Annotated in this window: 15 protein-coding genes; 4 read left to right on the forward strand and 11 right to left on the reverse strand. The window is 66.6% G+C overall.

What is annotated here, in order from left to right; translation table 11 throughout:
• Nucleotides 1–6: 6 nt before the first annotated feature.
• Nucleotides 7–846: an ATP-binding protein gene (locus KM135_RS16465; protein WP_221715126.1), complete on the reverse strand. Its 840-nt coding sequence runs from the start codon at nt 844–846 to the stop codon at nt 7–9.
• A gap of 148 nt (nt 847–994) precedes the next feature.
• Between KM135_RS16465 and KM135_RS16470 the strand changes: the two genes are divergently transcribed.
• Both KM135_RS16470 and KM135_RS16475 read left to right on the forward strand, forming a co-directional pair.
• A complete protein-coding gene (locus KM135_RS16470) occupies nt 995–1951 on the forward strand; it encodes an L-threonylcarbamoyladenylate synthase (protein WP_221715127.1) in 957 nt (318 codons plus the stop codon).
• A 331-nt stretch (nt 1952–2282) separates the two neighbouring features.
• Nucleotides 2283–4190 (forward strand): glycosyltransferase family 2 protein, encoded by a 1908-nt coding sequence (locus KM135_RS16475; RefSeq protein WP_221715128.1) that lies wholly within the window; start codon nt 2283–2285, stop codon nt 4188–4190.
• A gap of 26 nt (nt 4191–4216) precedes the next feature.
• Here the strand turns inward: KM135_RS16475 and KM135_RS16480 are convergent, their stop codons facing one another.
• From KM135_RS16480 to KM135_RS16505, 6 genes are all read right to left on the reverse strand, one after another.
• On the reverse strand, nt 4217–4441 hold the full coding sequence (locus KM135_RS16480) for a hypothetical protein (protein WP_221715129.1): 225 nt from the start codon (nt 4439–4441) through the stop codon (nt 4217–4219).
• A 146-nt stretch (nt 4442–4587) separates the two neighbouring features.
• A complete protein-coding gene (msrA, locus tag KM135_RS16485) occupies nt 4588–5124 on the reverse strand; it encodes a peptide-methionine (S)-S-oxide reductase MsrA (RefSeq protein ID WP_221715130.1) in 537 nt (178 codons plus the stop codon).
• A gap of 78 nt (nt 5125–5202) precedes the next feature.
• Nucleotides 5203–6129 carry an N-acetyl-gamma-glutamyl-phosphate reductase gene (gene argC / locus KM135_RS16490; RefSeq protein WP_221715131.1) on the reverse strand — a complete coding sequence of 309 codons (927 nt, stop codon included), beginning with the start codon at nt 6127–6129 and terminating at the stop codon, nt 5203–5205.
• 4 nt (nt 6130–6133) lie between these two features.
• Nucleotides 6134–7021, reverse strand: a complete 888-nt coding sequence (locus KM135_RS16495) for a C40 family peptidase (protein WP_221715132.1) — start codon at nt 7019–7021, stop codon at nt 6134–6136.
• A gap of 32 nt (nt 7022–7053) precedes the next feature.
• Nucleotides 7054–7866: a tetratricopeptide repeat protein gene (locus KM135_RS16500; RefSeq protein WP_221715133.1), complete on the reverse strand. Its 813-nt coding sequence runs from the start codon at nt 7864–7866 to the stop codon at nt 7054–7056.
• Nucleotides 7867–7984: 118 nt separating this feature from the next.
• A complete protein-coding gene (locus KM135_RS16505) occupies nt 7985–9376 on the reverse strand; it encodes a leucyl aminopeptidase family protein (protein WP_221715134.1) in 1392 nt (463 codons plus the stop codon).
• Between the two features lie 88 nt (nt 9377–9464).
• Between KM135_RS16505 and KM135_RS16510 the strand changes: the two genes are divergently transcribed.
• Entirely contained in the window at nt 9465–10301 is an 837-nt protein-coding gene (locus KM135_RS16510) for a DUF4163 domain-containing protein (RefSeq protein ID WP_221715135.1), read from the forward strand.
• Here the strand turns inward: KM135_RS16510 and rimO are convergent.
• A complete protein-coding gene (gene rimO, locus KM135_RS16515) occupies nt 10298–11662 on the reverse strand; it encodes a 30S ribosomal protein S12 methylthiotransferase RimO (RefSeq protein WP_221715136.1) in 1365 nt (454 codons plus the stop codon). The two genes, KM135_RS16510 and rimO, sit on opposite strands and share 4 nt — an antisense overlap.
• A 325-nt stretch (nt 11663–11987) precedes the next feature.
• Here rimO and KM135_RS16520 point away from each other — a divergent pair, with 325 nt between their 5' ends.
• The gene (locus KM135_RS16520; RefSeq protein WP_221715137.1) at nt 11988–13202 is read left to right on the forward strand and encodes a mandelate racemase/muconate lactonizing enzyme family protein; all 1215 of its coding nucleotides are present in this window, start codon (nt 11988–11990) and stop codon (nt 13200–13202) included.
• A 109-nt stretch (nt 13203–13311) separates the two neighbouring features.
• Here the strand turns inward: KM135_RS16520 and KM135_RS16525 are convergent, their stop codons facing one another.
• From KM135_RS16525 to surE, 3 genes are all read right to left on the reverse strand, one after another.
• Entirely contained in the window at nt 13312–15387 is a 2076-nt protein-coding gene (locus KM135_RS16525; RefSeq protein ID WP_246606234.1) for a PQQ-dependent dehydrogenase, methanol/ethanol family, read from the reverse strand.
• Nucleotides 15388–15482: 95 nt separating this feature from the next.
• Nucleotides 15483–16514 (reverse strand): potassium channel family protein, encoded by a 1032-nt coding sequence (locus KM135_RS16530; RefSeq protein ID WP_221715138.1) that lies wholly within the window; start codon nt 16512–16514, stop codon nt 15483–15485.
• Nucleotides 16515–16841: 327 nt separating this feature from the next.
• Nucleotides 16842–17609, reverse strand: a complete 768-nt coding sequence (surE, locus tag KM135_RS16535) for a 5'/3'-nucleotidase SurE (protein WP_221715139.1) — start codon at nt 17607–17609, stop codon at nt 16842–16844.
• Nucleotides 17610–17656: the final 47 nt, after the last annotated feature.

Genomic DNA, 17656 nt, shown 5'->3' on the forward strand with positions numbered 1-17656 from the left:
CGCGGCTCAGCTCGCGTTCAGTGTTCGCCCCTCGCGCCCGGCCAGTTCCACCACATATTGCCAGGCAACCCGCCCGGAGCGGCTGCCGCGCTGCGTCGCCCACTGGATCGCCGCTGCCGGTTCGAACGAGAGTCCGTAGCGCTCGGCATAGCGCGTGACGATCGCGACATAGGCGTCCTGATCGAGCGCGTGAAAGCCGAGCGACAGGCCGAAGCGATCCGAGAGGGCGAGCCGGTCGTCGACCACGTCGCGCTTGTTGATCGGGTCATCCTGCTCGGACATGGAGCGCGGCACGATATGGCGTCGATTGGACGTGGCGTAGAGCCGCACATGGCTGCCGCGCGCGCCCGCGCTGCCCTGCAGCAGCGAGCGAAGCGCCCGCGCATCGGCGCCGAAGTCGCCGTCGAAGCCGAGATCGTCGATATAGAGTATAATCGGCCGGCTGGTCGTGCGCAGCAGCGAGAAAAGCCCGGCCAGGCTGCGCAGATCATCGGTCGCGACCTCGACCATGGCGAGCGGCAGCCCCTCCTTCTGGACCTGGCCGACACAGGCGGCGACCGTTGCTGATTTGCCGGTGCCGCGCGCGCCCCAGAGCAGCACGTCGTGCGCCGCATGGCCCCGGGCGAGGCGGCGGCTGTTTTCGAGGCAGGCTTCCTTCTGCGCATCGATCCCGGCCAGCAGCGCATAGTCGACCGGCTCGAAGGCATCGACCGGCGCGATCGCCTTGCCGTCCCAGCGATAGGCCGGATGCGCCTCGAGATCGGCCGGGGCCGGAGCAGGCGGCGCGATCCGGTCGAGGGCGGCGGCGATGCGGGCCAGCGCCGTGTCTGTGGTCTCGTTGGTCATGGCGCGTCTCTCTAGAGTGATTTCGAGCCAGATGGAATCATCTGGCGGCTCGGAAATCGCGAACAACAAACAACGCTGATTCGCTGTCAGCGGCAAAGGGTCTCGTTCAGGGCTTCATCCTGTCACACAGCGCCGCTATAGGCCCGACATGCCGCATCGCGCCCGGACGATCGAGACTCAGATCAGAGCCTATGACGGCGCGTCGCTGATCGAGGCCGCGACGCTGATCCGTGCGGGCGAGCCGGTCGCCGTGCCGACCGAGACCGTCTATGGCCTCGCCGCCGATGCGACGAAGGAGACCGCCGTGGCGCGCATCTATGCCGCGAAAGGGCGCCCCTCGTTCAATCCGCTGATCGTCCATGTCGCCGATCTGGAAATGGCACGGCGGCTCGTGGCTTTTTCGTCCGCTGCGGAAACGCTGGCGAGGGCCTTCTGGCCAGGCGCTCTGACGATGGTGCTACCGCGGCTGCCCGATTGCCCGGTGGCGGAGCTGGCAAGTGCCGGCCTGCCGACCCTGGCGGTGCGGTTGCCGTCGCACCCCGCGATGCGCTCGCTCATTGCCGCCGCCGGCGTGCCGCTTGCCGCGCCTTCCGCCAACGCCTCGGGCGGCATCAGCCCCACCCGCGCTTCCCATGTGCTGGCGAGCCTCGGCGGACGCATCCCGTTCATCCTCGATGCCGGCCCAACCAGCGACGGCGTTGAATCCACAATCGTTCGGCCTGATGCGGCAGCGATCACCTTGCTGCGCCCCGGCCCGATCACGCCGGCGATGATCGAAGCGGCGATCGGTCTGCCGGTCGTAGATCCACGCCAGGCTGAAGGCATCACGGCGCCCGGCCAGCTCGAAAGCCACTATGCCCCGTCCAAGCCGCTGACCCTCAATGCCGACGTGCCGGTCGAGGGGCGCTTTCACATCGGCTTCGGCCCGGGGCCCTGCCAGCGCAATCTGAGCGCCACCGGTGATCTGGTGGAGGCGGCCGCCAATCTTTTCGCGACCCTGCACGAAGCGGATGCCAGCTCCTTTTCCGGAATCACCGTTGCGCCCATTCCCGAGCGCGATATCGGCATCGCGATCAACGACAGGTTGCGCCGCGCCGCAGCATGAGACCGCCTTGCGTGACGCCGGTCGTAAGCAGCGCACAACTAGCCGGGATAGCGGCATTTTTCACGTTTGATGGTGCAACTCTTCGCGGAACCGCAGGATTTCAGCCCTGAGCCGCGTGCTCGGGACGGGGCGGCAGGAGCACGCTTCATCGCTCCCCTGTTGGTGAGCGGGGCCTCGTCGCTAGTGCGCTTTTTCTTCGGGTTGTGCTTCGCAGCAATCGAAACGATCGCGTGGAGCCAAAAGAATAAAGGACGTCGCATTGCTGGGCCTTTCGAGAGTCGACCTCGATCCATCCATCGTTTTCATTGCGTTTCTCGCACTGCTGTCCGCCTTGCTGACATTGCGCGCGCTGGCCGCGCCACACCGCCCTGCGCGGCCGGTGTCGGAGGAAGGGGCGGAGCTGATCGGCGGATGCTCGGGCGCCCTGCTGCTGGCCTGGCTGACGACGGGTGAGCTTGTGCCTGCGCTCCCGGCCTTTCTGCTGTGTCTCTGTGGTGCGGCGCTGGCGCGCTATGTTGTCCATCGCCTGAGCATGCCGGGCATTCTCTGGATGACGAGCGCGGTGGCGGGTTTCTTCATCGGGGGCCTCTGGACCTGGCTTTTCCTGCAGGAAGCGGGGCTGCCCCGTTCACTCGAGATCGCGGCGCTCGCCGGCTTTGCTCTTTCCGTTCCCCTTTTCGCCATCGCCCAGATCGCCGGTTTCGCGCGCGAGGCCGTGGTGACGCACGAGCGCTGGCGCCAGCCCTTCGAGCCGGCGACGAACACGGCGCCTGCCCGCCGCTTCAAGGTGTCGCTCCAGCTGCCCTGCTATGCCGAGCCGCCCGAGATCGTGATGGGCACGATGAACCGCCTCGCCGCGCTCGATCACGACAATTTCGAAGTGCTGGTCTGCGACAACAACACGCAGGACGAGCGTCTCTGGCGCCCGCTCGAGGCGCATTGCCGCACGCTCAACGCGCGCATGGGCCGCGAATGCTTCCGCTTCTTCCATGTCGCCCCGCTGGAGGGCGCGAAGGCCGGCGCGCTCAATTATCTGCTCGACGGCCAAATGGCGAGCGACGCGGACATCATCGGCGTGATCGATGCCGACTATTACGCGCGGCCCGATTTCCTGTCGCGCCTGCTGCCTTATTTCGCGGATCCCGAGATCGGCTACATCCAGACGCCGCACGACTATCGCGCCTATCAGGCGAGCAGCTATCTGACCGCCTGCTACTGGGAATATATGCCCTGCAACAAGGTCGATTATCCGGGCGTCAGCGAATATGGTGGCGCCTTCACGATCGGCACCATGTGCCTCATCCGCACCGAGGCGCTGCGCAAGGCGGGCGGCTGGGCGGAATGGTGCCTCACCGAAGACAGCGAAGTCTCCGTGCGCATCCGCGCGGCGGGCTATCGCGGCTATTATTTCGGCGAGACCTTCGGGCGCGGGCTCATTCCCGAGACGTTCGACGACTACAAGAAGCAGCGCTTCCGGTGGACGGCAGGCCCGGTGCAGCAACTGCGCCGCCACTGGCGGCTGTTCCTGCCTTCGCCCTTCGCGCCGGCCATGCCGGGTTGGACGAAGCTGCTGGAGGTGGTCCGCTGCCTTGCGCCGTTGCAGACGCTCGCCGGCCTCGCGCTAGGCGTCATGGGTCTCGCCTCGATGATCGCGGCCCTGGCGACGGGCGCGATGAAGCCGATCACGGTGCCGCCTGTCGCGGGCATGCTGCTGCTGATCGGCGCGGCGACCTGGTGCGTGCGCACCGTGCATCGTTATCGCCTCTCCGGTTGTCGCGACACCGAGGACATGATCCGGGGCGAAATCGCCCGCGCCTCGCTCGTCTATGTCGTGCTGGTTGCGGGCATTGCCGGCCTCTCGAAGCGTCCGCTCGCCTGGCGGCGCACGCCGAAATTCGCTGGCCTCTCCGATGAATCACCCTTCGCCTCGACCATGGCGGAGACGATCGCGGGATCGGCCTGCATGGTCCTCGCGGTCGGCCTCCTGCTGGCGGCCCCCCTGATCGGAGAGGGCATGGCTTTGCTCTCGTTCCTTGGTCTCGCAGGCCTTGGCGTGCAGTTCTTCTGTGCTCCGGCGATGGCGGCCATGGCGATGCGGCGTTCCAGCCCGGTGCGCGAGCGGGTCGTGTGGCGCACGGCGCTCACACAGTCGCCCGCGCGCGAGACGGCGCCCGCGCTTGCGGCGCTGCCGGACGAACGTCGCCCGCTTACCGCGTCGGGCCGCTCGGCCATCCACTGACGGGAGGGAACAGGCGCCCGGCGGCGTCAGTCGTCGGTGCAGTAATAGTCATCCCAGCGCTCCGCGCACTTCTTGCGAAGCACGCGGCCCCGGGCTCGGTCGGCCTCATCGCCGCTCGTCGTCGCCCAGTCGACCGCCTTGGAGGTCGCGTTGATCGGCGCACGCACGACATTATAGGCCGTGCGCGCAACGCAGCCGGGCAGCGTCAGCGACACGACGGCGCAGAGCGCAACGGCAGTCAGGGTCTTCATCGGTCGGCCTCCTCCAGGCGAGTTTGACGGCACGCTAGAAGGAAAATGTGGCCGAGCAATGAACGATGCGGCCGCTGGAGGGATTTCGCGGCAGGTGGATCACCTGCCGGCCCGGAAATCACGGAAACAACGAAAACCTGCCGAAATCAGGCGTCGGCGCGCAGCCGGTCGGCAAAGCCCTTGCGCAGCTTCTGCAGCTTGGGCGGGATGACAGCCATGCAATAGGGATTGCGGGTGCCGACCCGGTCCCAATATTGCTGGTGATAATCCTCGGCCGGATACCAGACACCCAGCGGCTCGATCGCCGTGACGATCGGGTCGGACCAGTCGGCCTGTGCCCGCTCGATGCCGGTCACGGCTTCGGCGCGCTGCTCCTCGTCATGCGGGAAGATGGCGGAGCGATATTGCGTGCCCACGTCGTTGCCCTGGCGATTGAGCGTCGTCGGATCATGCGTCGCGAAGAAGATGTCGAGCAGGTCGGCATAGCCGATCACCTCCGGATCATAAGTGATGCGGATGGCCTCGGCATGGCCCGTCGTGCCCGTGCAGACTTCCTCATAGGTCGGATTGGCCTTGGTGCCGCCAATATAGCCGCTCTCGATGCCGATCACGCCGTTGAGGCTCTGATAGACAGCCTCGGTACACCAGAAACAGCCGCCGGCCAGCGTCGCGGTCGCCTTCATCGGATCGTCCTTTCAACAATGCGGGTTTGGCGCAGAGATAAGGTCTCCGCGCCAAATCGCAATGTCACCGGCTGGAGATCAGAGGCGCAGGCCTGTCGTCTCGGGTAGCCCGGACATCAGATTGAGGTTCTGCACCGCCGCGCCGGACGCGCCCTTGCCGAGATTGTCGAGCACGGCGACCAGACGCACCTGCTCGCCGCCCCTATCGCCAAAGACGAAGAGCTGCATGACGTCCTTGTCCTTCAGAAGCTCGATCGGCAGCGTCGCCGCGTCGTAGCTCGTAGGGACGGAGATGATCGGCGATCCGGCATAATGGTCGGCCAGCGCCGTGCGCATCCGGGCGGCATCCGCGCCCACGGGCAAGGTGGCGAGGTGAAGCGGGATCTCGACGATCATGCCCGAATAGACCGGGACGACCGTGGGCGCGAAGATCGGCCGGTGGAGAAGGCCGCAGCGCTCCTTCATCTCCGGCACATGCTTGTGGCCAAGCGTCAGGCCGTAGGTCGCGAACGCGCTCGGGGCGCCGGCCGCGCCCTCATAATCGGCGATCATCGACTTGCCGCCGCCCGAATAGCCTGACGCCGCATAGCAGGAGAGGCGCGCATCGACCGGGATCAGCCCGGCCTGCACCAGCGGCGCGACCAAGGCGATGAAGCCGGTCGAATAGCAGCCCGGATTGCTGACGAAGCGTGCCCGCGCGACTGTCTCGCGGCCCGAGATTTCCGGCAGGCCATAGACCCAGCCCGGCGCCACGCGATGCGCGGTCGAGGCATCGACGACGCGCGTCGTCTCGTTGGCGATCATCGCGACCGACTGCTTCGCCGCCTCGTCCGGCAGGCAGAGCAGTACGATATCCGCGGCATTGATCGCCCCGGCGCGCGCGGCGTCGTCCTTGCGCTGGGCATCGTCCAGCGTGATGAGATCGAATTCGGTCCGGCCGTCGAGCCGCTCGCGGATCTGGATACCTGTCGTGCCAGCCGCGCCATCGATGAAAATCTTGGTCATTGTTCTAAATCCTGCGCCGGTCCGTTACCGGCTGCTCGTGCCTGTCCTGGAACCGCGCGATAACATCGGCAAGCGGCTCGATCGTGACGGCCATGGCGTCGGCTGTGGCGTGGATCAGGCGCGTGCCGTCCACCATGAAGCCGACATGGCCGGGAAAGAAGACCATGTCGCCTCGTCGGAGTTCCGCCGTGTCGGGCAGCGGTGCGCCGACCTCCTGCGCCTGCTGATCGGTGTCGCGCGGCGCGGCAATCCCACAGGCGGCAAAGGCCGTCTGCAACAGGCCCGAGCAATCATAGCCAAGACCGCCGCGTGCCGCCCAGACATAGGGCCGGCCCAGCGCGCGCTCGGCGACCGACACCCAGTCGCTCTCGACCGTGTCGAGCGCGCGGACATGCCGCAGATGGATGAAGCCCTCACCGGTCGCGAGATAGTCGCCCTCTATCTCGCCGTTCACGCGCGCATTGGCGGGCAGCAACGCCAGGACGGGAGCCTTGAAATCTGCCGCCGCGAAGACCGGCGCCGGCACGGTCGTGATATGGCTTGCCTTGCCCGGCTCGCCGAGCGCGTCCATCGGCACATAGCCGACATAATGATCATGCCCGCAATAGCCCCAGGCCCAGCCGCTGCGCGCGTCGAGCATGTGGAAGGCCTCGCCATGCAGCAATTCGCTGACCGCGCCCGCGTCCGCGCCGGGCGCGCTGCGCACCATGGTCGAGGCTGCGATACACTGGCGCGGCACCGGCGCCGCATAATGCGGGGCGAAATAGTAGTCGGCGAGCGCGACGTCGGCGAGGTCCGCCCGGATCGCGCGCACGCGCGCGTCATAGCCGCGGGAAACCCCGTCCAGCGTGACGCGCCTGCGCGCGGTGGGAGATGCCGCTGTTCCGTGCATCGAAGGCCCCTGCGCCAAAAGGGGTTAAGAGGTCAAGGGATGGCGCATTGCGACAACAGCGCCGCCGTTATGGGATCGAGGTTGGTTTCGGTCTCTCGGGCGCTCAAGCCAACTTGGCGAGCGGCGTCTGCCCACTCGCTATTATCGACTACCACGGACAAACAGAGTTCCGGACTCTCATCCAGCTGTCCTGCGATGCTTTCGAGTGCGAATATTCGTAGCCGGAATGCTTCCTTGCGTTGCCCTGCGAGGAGGTAGCGCACGGCCGCGCTTGTATAGGCCGAGAGGAAGCGCGGAAGGAATTCTGAACGCTTTGGCCCCTTGGCAACTTCGAAATCCTGCGCGGCGCGTGCCAGAAGAGCATCGAATTCTTTCGGGTCTGTCGATGCAGCCGGTACACCACGCCGCAGAAGCGAGAATCCGTTTGCTACGGTCTCGTCATTGTTCGGCCCAAGCGTTTCCAGCCGTATCTGATAGGCTTGTTTCAGATACTCGACGACTTCAGGGGGAGGCTCTTTGGATAGTTCTTCAAGCGCATCGGCATAACTGTGAAGCGCGAGCGCGACCAGCGGGTGACGCCGACCAAAGACCTTCTCATAGCCCGCGATGCTGCGGTGGAGATAAACGAGGGATTCTTGGGCTAGGGCGTTTGCAAGAGACCCCTGATCTTCGAAGTGAGCCATTGCGAGATGAGCATTGTAAAGCTCTACACCGAAAGATGTGAGCAAATCGGCACGCGCGAGACCATCATCTGTCGCCTCAAGTTGTCGCTCGAGTGCTGCCCTAGCCTGTGCGAACTTGCCGTCGCTCGCCAGCGTTACTGGCGCGCGGACGAGATCTTCCATTATATCCGGCGACAAGCGGTCTTTGGTCTCGACCGACTCGGCAGGGGCAGGTGGTGGGGTTTGGGCAAGACCGCTCTGCGCGCTGGAGATTGCGATGAGGACAGCTAGGATGATCTTCCTAGCGCCCATAGCGTCCCTGCAGCATCGCAAAGGCCGCGCGCAGTCCATAGGCCTCGCCGCCCTTGGCGCGGCCGGGCTTGGCGGTCGGGCGCCAGGCGAAGGTATCGAAATGCGCCCAGGGCGTCTTGTTCGGGACGAAGCGCTGGAGGAACAGAGCGGCCGTGATCGACCCGGCATAGGCGCTCTCGCCGCTGTTCGAGAGATCGGCGATGTCGCTCTTGAAGAGGTCGTTATAAGGCTCCCAGAGCGGCAGGCGCCACATCTGGTCGTCGACCTGGACGCCGCTGGCGAGCAGGTCGGCCGCCAGTGCCTCGTCATTGGTGAACATGGCCGGCAGATCGGGGCCGAGCGCCACGCGCGCGGCGCCGGTCAGCGTCGCGAAGTCGATGATGAGCTCCGGCGCATCCTCGCCCGCCTTGGTCAGCGCGTCGCCCAGCACCAGCCGGCCTTCCGCATCGGTATTGCCGATCTCGACGGTCAGGCCCTTGCGGCTGCGCAGCACGTCGCCGGGGCGGAAGGCATTGCCGCTGATCGCATTCTCGGCGACCGGCAGCAGCAGGTGCAGCCGCACCGGCAGGTTGGCTCCCATCACGAGATCGGCCAGCGCCAGCGCATGCGCCGAGCCGCCCATGTCCTTCTTCATGAGGCGCATGGCCGAACCCGGCTTGATGTCGAGCCCGCCCGTGTCGAAGGTGATGCCCTTGCCCACGATGGCGATGCGCGGATTGTCCTCACGGCCCCAGAGTAGTTCGATCAGGCGCGGCTGATTGGCGCGGTCGGCTGCGCGGCCCACGGCGTGGATCATTGGATAGCCGGTTTCCAGCGCGTCGCCGCGCGTCACCGTCATTGCCGCCTCGTGACGCTCGGCGCTCTGCTTCGCAAGCGCCTCGATCTGGTCCGGCCCCATATCGGCGGTCGGCACATTGACCATGTCGCGCACCAGCGCCGTCGCGCGGGCCACCGCGGCCGCGCCGTCGATCGCCCCAGGCTGGCTGGTGAGAAGGATGCGCGGACCTTTCTCGCTCTTCTTCTCCTTGTACCGCTCGAAGCGATACTGCGCGGTCATCCAGCCCAGGATGGCGGCGCCGGGCTCGCCGTTCGCGAGGCGATAGCTGCCCTCGGGCAAGGTCTCAGCCAGCCGCGCGAGGCACCAGTTGGTGAGCGCGTCCGCCTTGGCGACGCCGGCCAGCACCGCCCAGTCCTCTGGCTTCTCGCCCGGAAGGATGGCATGGGCCGACGCGCTCGGCTTGAAGCCTTGCGCGGCGAGTGCGGCGCGGTGGCGCTCGGGCTGGGTGGTGAGCCAGTCGTCATAGCCGGCTGCGTCGACGAGATGGATGGAATGGGCGCTTTGGCCCGCATCCGGGCGCACGAGATCGGCTGGGTCCGTCATGCGACCGGGCTTAGTCCTCCGTTCCCGGCTCGGCAAGCCGGTGCGCATGCGCTAAGGTGCGGTGTTCTGCGTGGAGAGGAGACAGACCATGCGCCTTTTGTCCGTTGCCGGCCTCAGCCTGTCCGCCACGCTGTTGCTCTCTGCCTGCGGAGGCGGGGCGGACAAGGCGCCCGACGCGCCGAATGCGGTTGCGCCAGCCGCCAATGTCGCGAACATGGCGACGCCCGTGCCGGAAGCGACCGGAGCGCCCGCGGGCAACAAGGTGGTGAGCTACGAAGAGGACAAGATCGAGTTCCGCTATAGCTGGCCCACGCAGGCTGCCGCGATCCCGGAGCTGGACGGCTGGCTCGCCGGCAACGCGGAGAGCCTCAAGAAGAAGACCGTCGATGGCGGGCGCAACGAACAGGCGAGCGCCAAGAAGGACGATTATGTCTTCAACGGCTACAGCTATTCGGAGGACTGGCATGTCGCCGCGGACCTGCCGAGCCTGCTTGTCATGCAGAGCGACGGATACAGCTACACCGGCGGCGCGCACGGCATGCCCATCGTCACGGCGCTGTTCTGGGACAAGGCGAAGAAGCAGCGGCTCGCGACCGGCGCGATCTTCGACCTGCCGGCGCTGACGGCGGGCATCAAGGACCGCTTCTGCGAGGCGCTGGACGAGGAGCGCGGTGAGCGCCGGGGCGCGCCAGTGAAAGCGGACGATCCGGACGAGCTGCCCGATTTCGTCCAATGCGTCGACATCGCGAAGCAGACCATCCTGCCGGTCTCGCTCAGGGGCAAGGCGCTCGATACGTTGCGCATCGTCATCATGCCCCATGAGGCCGGTCCTTATGCCGAGGGCATTTACGAGATCGACCTGCCAGTTGACTCGGCCATCCGCAAGGCGGTGAAACCGCCCTATGCGGGAGCGTTCGGCGGCTAGGCCGGCACGCCGAACAGGTCGTGCTCGTCCGCGTCCTCGATCACCGCTTCGATGATCGCGCCCGGCGCGAGCGCGGGATCGATGTCGCGCAGGAAGACATTGCCGTCGATCTCGGGCGCGTCGGCCTGTGAGCGCGCGGTCGCGCCGACGCTGCCGTCCTCGTCCGGATCGCCGACCTCGTCGATGATGACGGGCATGGTCCGGCCGATCTTCGCAGCAAGCTTTGCGGCGCTGATCTCGGCGCATTTCTGCATGATCCGCTGGAAGCGCTCTTCCGTCACCTCAGGGGCCACCGGGTTGGGCAGGTCATTGGCCTGCGCGCCTTCGACCGGCTCGAAGCGGAAGGCGCCGACGCGGTCCAGCTGGGCTTCGTCCAGCCAGTCGAGCAGATACTGGAAGTCGGCCTCGGTCTCGCCGGGGAAGCCGACGACGAACGACGAGCGGATCGTGATGTCCGGGCAAATGCTGCGCCAGCTTGCCAATCTTTCCAGCACCTTGGCCTCGTTGGCCGGGCGCTTCATGCTGCGCAGCACATTCGGCGCGGCATGCTGGAAGGGGATGTCGAGATAAGGCGTCAGCAGCCCGTCGGCCATCAGCGGGATGACCTGATCGACATGCGGATAGGGATAGACATAATGCAGGCGCACCCACGGCGTCTCGCCCTGCGGCGTGCGCAGGCCGCCGAGCGCGCGCGCCAGATCCGTCATATGCGTGCGGATCGTTTCGCCTTTCCAGACGCGCTCCTCATGCCGCACATCGACGCCATAGGCCGACGTGTCCTGGCTGATGATGAGCAGCTCCTTGGTGCCGGCGGCGACCAGCTTTTCCGCCTCGCGCAGCACGGCGTCGATGCGACGGCTGGCAAGCTTCCCGCGCAATGAGGGAATGATGCAGAAGGAGCAGCTGTGGTTGCAGCCTTCGCTGATCTTCACATAGCCATAATGGCGCGGCGTCAGCTTGAGCCCGCCCTCCGGCACGAGATCGACAAAGGCATTGGGCACGGGCGGCGCGGCCTCGTGCACGGCGTGGACCACGTCTTCATATTGATGCGCGCCGGTGACGGCGAGCACCTGCGGGAAGCGGGCGCGGATCAGCTCGGCCTCATTGCCCATGCAGCCGGTGACGATGACGCGGCCATTTTCGGCGATCGCCTCGCCGATGGCTTCGAGGCTTTCCTCCTTGGCGCTATCGAGGAAGCCGCAGGTGTTGACCAGCACGACGTCCGCGCCTTCATAGTCCGGAGACAGCGCATAGCCATCGCTCCTGAGCTTGGTCAGGATACGTTCGGAATCGACCAGCGCCTTCGGGCAGCCGAGCGACACCATGCCCACCTTCGGGGCGTCGGGAATCTTCAATGCCATGATTGCGCGCGCATATAGGAGCGTTGCGGCGAAAACGCCAGATGGCGGATGCGGGACAGGTTGAGGAGGGACGTAGAACTGCCAAAGGTTACACCAGGGTCACACTGTCGCGCATGTTTGGTTGGATGCAGGATCAGGCTGCAGCCGCGGCGGTTGGCCGGTTTTCCGGGCACGGAGAGTGACGGGAAGAGGCTTGAACCGATCATGCCGCGACGATGCCTGCGCGATTGGCTGTAGGACAGAGGCAATGTGAAAGGCGCGCCGGTCGCAACTTGCCGTCCGGCGTCATCCCAGCGAAAGTTGGGGGAAGGAGAGGGAGACAGTCATGCGCATAACCAGGATCGAGCTTCTGCATGCCGATGGCGGCTGGCGGACGATCTCCTACCTCAAGCTCTCCACGGATGAAGGGCTGACCGGCTGGTCGGAGTTCAACGAGACGGTCTGGAATCCGGGCCTGACGCCTGTGCTTCAGGCGGTCTCGGTAGCGGCGGTCGGCCGCGATCCGCGCGCTTTCGCATCCATCGCCGCCGTGCTGCACGCGACCTTGAAGCTCGCGCCGGGCGGGGTCGGCTGTCAGGCCGTCGCCGCGGTCGAGAATGCCTGTATCGACGTCGCGGCCAAGGCGGCGGGCGTGCCGGCGTGGCGGCTGCTGGGCGGGCCGGTGCGCGAGCGCATCCCGGTCTACTGGTCGCATGCCGGGCTGTTCCGCGCGACGATCCCCGATGCGTTCGAGCGGGATGCGGGTTCGCCGCCGGTGCGTGGGCTGGACGACTATAAGGCGCTGGGCGAAGAGATCCGCGCCAAGGGCTTCAAGGCGCTCAAGACCAATCCGGTGATCTTCGGCCCCAAGGGCGGGACGATGGCCAATACCGGCATCCGCGCGACGCCCGATCTCGATCTGGCGGGGGCAGGGCGGGGCTATCCGCTCAACAGCGTCATCACACAGCTCGAGGCGCTGCGCGATGGCGCGGGGCCGGACATGGAGATCATGCTCGACCTCAATTTCTCGCTGCGTGGCGAGGGCATGCGGCGCGTGGCCGGCGCGCTCGATCATCTCGGGCTCGCCTGGATGGAGATCGACACCGATGTGCCGGCGGCACTTGCCGATGTGCGCGGCGGTCTGGTGACGCCGGTCGCCTCGCTCGAATCGCTGCACGGGCTGGTCCAGTATCGGCCTTGGCTGGAAGCGCGGGCCTGCGACATGGTGCTGATCGATCCGATGTGGAACGGCGTCTATTCCTCGCTGCGGATCGCGGCGCTGGCCGATGCCTTCGGGTTCAACGTGGCCGTCCACAATTGCTACGGGCGGCTGGGGGACCGCCAGGCGGCGGCATTTGCGGCGCTCGCGCCCAATTTGCGCATCATGGAGATGGAGCCGGACGACGTGCGCTGGCATGGCGATCTGGTGGATGCCTCGCTGGTGCTGGAGGACAGCAGCCTGATCCTCGATGAGCGGCCCGGCTGGGGCTGCGAGGTCAATGAGGAGGCCGTCCGCGCGCATCTGCCTCGGTCCGATCCCGCGAGGCCTTGGCTGGTCTGATGATGAGTGTGTTCCTGCGAAGGCAGGAGCCCAGGGCCCAATCGAGGTGTCTTGCCGCCCTGGGCTCCGGCCTTCGCAGGAGCACCGTTGGGACAGTTTTGAGCTTTCCTCACTGCCCTACACCCGCCTTGTCCTGATTGGCGCGCAGGACGATGTAGGCGCGGATCGCCTCGACATCGGCGTCGCTCAGCACCTTTTGGAAGCTCGGCATGCCGTTCATGGCGAGCGCGCCTTCGCGGACGATTGCGCGGAATGGTGCTGCGTCCGAGAGGCTGGCGCTGTAGCGCAGATCGGGCACTTCGCCGCCGCTGACAGCGGCCGAGCCATGGCAGAAATAGCAGCGTCGCGCGTAGATCTGCCGTCCGGCGTCGACGGTCGCGGCGCTGCCCGTGGCGGGTGGCGGCGCGAGCGCGGCGTTGCGGACGGGCGGGGCGGGGAGGGTAGTCTTGCCGCCCAGCTTCAGCACGACGAGCCGGTTGATCCCGGTCGCAGCGGCATCCGAGGTGAGCCCGCCCACGACTTGCGGCATGCCGCCGCCCCAGCCGACGGTGACCGCGACATATTGCTCGCCGCCCACGCTGTAGGTCATCGGCGCGGCGACGATGCCGGCGCCTAGCGGGTGCGACCAGAGCGCCTTGCCGCTGGCCGCGTCGTAAGCGACGAGATCGCCCTTCGCCGTGCCCTGGAAGACGAGACCGCCGTCCGTCACCAACGTGCCGCCGTTCCACGCGACCGGCAGGCGCACGCGCCAGGCGGCCTTGCGCTTGATCGGGTCCCAGGCGATCAACTCGCCATGCAGCGCCTTCTTGGCCCCTTCGATGATCGCGAGATCGTCAGGCAGGGAGGTCGCGATCGGGTCGATGCCCATATTGGGCGTGCTGGGTTGGAGCTTGTAGTCCGGCCCGGCGGGGACATAGCCGAAGCCCGCCTCGATGCCCGGAATATAGGCAAGGCCGGTCTTCGCGCTGTAGCTCATCGAGTGCCAGTTATGGCCACCGAGCGCACCGGGCTGCTGATTGGACGTCTGGCCGTTCTCGCTCCAGCGGATGCCGGGATTTTCGATCGGCCGGCCGGTCTTGGGGTCGAGCCCCTTGGCCCAGGTGACGGTCACATAGGGCGTGCCCGAGAGGAACTGGCCGGTCGCGCGATCGAGCATGTAGAAGAAGCCATTCTTGGGCGCCTGCATCAGCACCTTGCGCGGTTTCCCGTCGATCTCGAGATCGGCGAGGATGATTGACTGGGTGGCTGTATAGTCCCATTCGTCGCCGGGCGTGGTCTGGAAGTGCCAGACATGCTCGCCCGTCTTCGCCTTCAGCGCGACGATGGACGAGAGGAAGAGATTGTCGCCCTTGCCGTCGCTGCGCAGCTTGCGGCTCCACGGGCCGCCATTGCCGACGCCGATATAGACGAGATCGAGCGCGGGGTCATAGGCGATGCTGTCCCACACGGTGCCGCCGCCGCCGAGGCGCCACCACTCGCCAGACCAGCCATCCGCAACCTTGGCGAGGACCGCGTCCGACGCCGCGCCGTCCTTCGTGCCGGGCTTGGGCGGGACGGTGTAGAAGCGCCAGACGAGCTTGCCGGTCTTCTGGTCATAGGCCGAGACATAGCCGCGCACGCCGAGCTCGGCGCCGCCATTGCCGATCAGCACCAGCCCGCCGAAAGCGCGCGGCGCGCCGGTGACGGTATGGTCGCCGGAGGGATCGAGCGTCTGGACGGACCAGGCGGGCTGGCCGGTCTTCGCGTCGAGCGCGATCAGGCGGCCATCGAAGGCGGCGAGGAAGACGCGGCCGTCCGCATAAGCAAGGCCTCGACTGGCCGGGCCGCAGCAGCCCTTGCCGCCCATCGCCTTGTCGACCTTCGGGTCATAGTGCCACAGCTCCTTGCCGGTGCGCGCGTCATAGGCGAGGGCGTGGCTCCAGCCGGTCGAGACGTACAAGACGCCGTCAATCACCAGCGGCGTCGCTTCGAATGCGCGGGTGGCGATGTGCGAGAGGTCGGCGAACCAGGCGGGCTTGAGTTGCGCCACATTGGCCGGGGTGATCTGGGTCAGAGGGCTCGAGCGAGCCTCGGCGGCATCGCGGCCGTAGCTGGTCCAGTCGCCGCTGTGGTCCTTGTCGCTGCTAGATGTGCAGGCTGCCAGCAGGGCGAGCGTCAGCCCGCCGAACATGCGATGAAGGCGCAAGGCCGATCTCCCTCTCCTGACCGTCCCGCACCCGTTCGTCGGTTCCGGCTTGCGCACAGCCTGCCCCGGAATGGGGCCGAAGGAAAGGGGCTGCGTCAGGCGTTGCCCGGCACGATCTCGATGAGGACGTCGCCCGGTTGCAGCGCCCGGGCGCCCTCCTCCCAATAGCCGATCGGCCGCCCGTCGCGGTAAATGCGCAGGGCAAGGCCCGGCTCGATGGCGCTGAGCGGCTTGCCGACCTCGGCCGGCATCACCGGGCGCTCGTGCAGCTTCACGCGGCCGCCGGTCGCCGCGAGATCGGCCATATAGTCGGCCAGATGCTCGCCCTGGCAGGAGCCGGCGAGCAGCAGGCCGGCGAAGCTCGCGGGATTGATGACGGTGGTGGCGCCGGCCTGCCGCGCCAGGTCCTCATTGTCGCTGGCGCGCACGACGACGCTGATCGGCACGCCCGGCGCGAGATGGCGGGCGGTCAGGGTGATGAGGATCGAGGTATCGTCCCGCCCGGCCGAGACGATGATCGCGCAGGCCTGCGCGATGCGGACGTCGGTGAGGGTCTGGTCGCGGGTCGCGTCGCCCTTCAGCACGTTGCAGCCTTGCGCCTCGGCCAGCTGGAGCGCCTCTTCGCTGCGTTCGATCACGACGATCCTGGCCGGATCGATGTCGCGCGCGATCAGCTCGCGGACGGCTTCCGCGCCGCTCGTGCCGAAGCCGGCGACGACGACATGGCCGGTCAAACTCTTCTGGATGCGGGACATACGCCACCTGTGCCAAACATTGCGGAACACGAAATGATAGGCCGTGCCGAGGAACACGAGCCAGACGAAGATGCGGATCGGCGTGACGAAGAAAGTCTCGAACAGCCGCGTCGCATCGCTGACCGGCACGATGTCGCCATAGCCGACGGTCGTGACGGTGACGGTGGTGAAATAGAGGACATCGATGAAGCTGATATGCCCGTCGAGATTGTCCTTGAGGCCCTCGCGCTCGATCCAGTGGACGATGAGGACGGCCGCGACGAGCGCGAGGATGAGCGCGACGCGCCAGGCGAGGTCCGCCCACATCGGCAGGGCCGAGCGGCGCCGGAGGAAGGCGTGGGGCGGCGCGCGGGGATCGTCACGCTCGAACATCAGGCGCTTGTGCCAGCGGCGGACGGGGCGGGCAAGCGGCGGCGAGAATAGGATCGCGCGCGCGCAATTATGTTCCGAAGGTTCGGAAAGTTCGGGGGTCGGACGAATTTTAAAATTCGGCCAAGCGCGTGAGAGGTTGCGACGATTTCGTCAGATAATCTCGCTATGTCAGGATTTTGTGATTTGACGAAGTACTGTCGGTGCATCGTGCCGGGCCTGTACCGAGGGGAAGCGACTCATATGACATGGCGCTGAGGCTGTAGGACAGAGGGATTGCGGGCGCCTGCGCGAATAGCCCTCTCTGGCCCGCGTGAGAGGGTCAAGCGGTCACCCTTGCGGAAACGCCTGCTCCAGCGCTGCCAGTGAAGCATCATGCGTCAGATCGAAGTGCAATGGCGTGATCGAGATATAGCCATCCGCCACGGCGGCGAGATCGGTGTCGGCGGGCACGGAGTCGGTGTGGTTGAGGCCGAACCAGAAATAATCGTAGCCGCGCGGGTCGGTGCCGCCCACGATGCTTGTGCGATAGACGTCGTGGAAGCCCTGGCGCGCGACCTTCATGCCCTTGACGGCGCTGGCCGGGAGCGCCGGGAAATTGACGTTGATGAGCGTCCTGGCGGTTTCGGGGTGATCGAGCAGGGCGCGGACGACGCGCGCGCCCCACTGCTCGGCCGCCTCGAACGGGATCGCGTCGCCAAGGCCCTCCTGTGCATAGACCTGGCTCAGCGCGATCGAGCGCACGCCGGAAATGGCGCCTTCCATCGCGGCGGAGACGGTGCCGGAATAGGTCACGTCCTCGCCGAGATTGGCGCCGCGATTGACGCCGGAGAGAATGAGATCCGGCCGCTGGTCGCGCATGAGATGGCCGATCGCCATCATCACCGCGTCGGTCGGCGTGCCCGAGACGCTGTAATGCTTCTCGCCATGCTGGCGCAGGCGCAGCGGGCGGGCGAGGGTAAGGCTGTGCCCGGCGCCCGACTGTTCCTCCATGGGCGCGACGATCCAGATATCGTCCGAGAAAGCGCGCGCGATATTCTCCAGCACGACAAGGCCGGGCGCGTGGATGCCGTCGTCATTGGTGAGGAGGATGCGCATCGGGCCTGTCTCCGTTTCTAGCTAGCCCCTCCTCTTCAGAGGAGGGG

This window comes from Sphingobium xanthum, from assembly GCF_019737615.1.
Taxonomy (GTDB): Bacteria; Pseudomonadota; Alphaproteobacteria; order Sphingomonadales; family Sphingomonadaceae; genus Sphingobium; species Sphingobium xanthum.

What these genes read in the sequence shown, in the direction of transcription:
- surE (WP_221715139.1), bottom strand. Translation starts at nt 17,609, where the DNA reads ATGCGCATCCTCCTCACCAATGACGACGGCATCCACGCGCCCGGCCTT.
- KM135_RS16520 (WP_221715137.1), top strand. Translation starts at nt 11,988, where the DNA reads ATGCGCATAACCAGGATCGAGCTTCTGCATGCCGATGGCGGCTGGCGG.
- KM135_RS16465 (WP_221715126.1), bottom strand. Translation starts at nt 846, where the DNA reads ATGACCAACGAGACCACAGACACGGCGCTGGCCCGCATCGCCGCCGCC.
- argC (WP_221715131.1), bottom strand. Translation starts at nt 6,129, where the DNA reads ATGACCAAGATTTTCATCGATGGCGCGGCTGGCACGACAGGTATCCAG.
- KM135_RS16480 (WP_221715129.1), bottom strand. Translation starts at nt 4,441, where the DNA reads ATGAAGACCCTGACTGCCGTTGCGCTCTGCGCCGTCGTGTCGCTGACG.
- KM135_RS16495 (WP_221715132.1), bottom strand. Translation starts at nt 7,021, where the DNA reads ATGCACGGAACAGCGGCATCTCCCACCGCGCGCAGGCGCGTCACGCTG.
- msrA (WP_221715130.1), bottom strand. Translation starts at nt 5,124, where the DNA reads ATGAAGGCGACCGCGACGCTGGCCGGCGGCTGTTTCTGGTGTACCGAG.
- KM135_RS16510 (WP_221715135.1), top strand. Translation starts at nt 9,465, where the DNA reads ATGCGCCTTTTGTCCGTTGCCGGCCTCAGCCTGTCCGCCACGCTGTTG.
- rimO (WP_221715136.1), bottom strand. Translation starts at nt 11,662, where the DNA reads ATGGCATTGAAGATTCCCGACGCCCCGAAGGTGGGCATGGTGTCGCTC.
- KM135_RS16500 (WP_221715133.1), bottom strand. Translation starts at nt 7,866, where the DNA reads ATGGAAGATCTCGTCCGCGCGCCAGTAACGCTGGCGAGCGACGGCAAG.
- KM135_RS16505 (WP_221715134.1), bottom strand. Translation starts at nt 9,376, where the DNA reads ATGACGGACCCAGCCGATCTCGTGCGCCCGGATGCGGGCCAAAGCGCC.
- KM135_RS16530 (WP_221715138.1), bottom strand. Translation starts at nt 16,514, where the DNA reads ATGTTCGAGCGTGACGATCCCCGCGCGCCGCCCCACGCCTTCCTCCGG.
- KM135_RS16470 (WP_221715127.1), top strand. Translation starts at nt 995, where the DNA reads ATGCCGCATCGCGCCCGGACGATCGAGACTCAGATCAGAGCCTATGAC.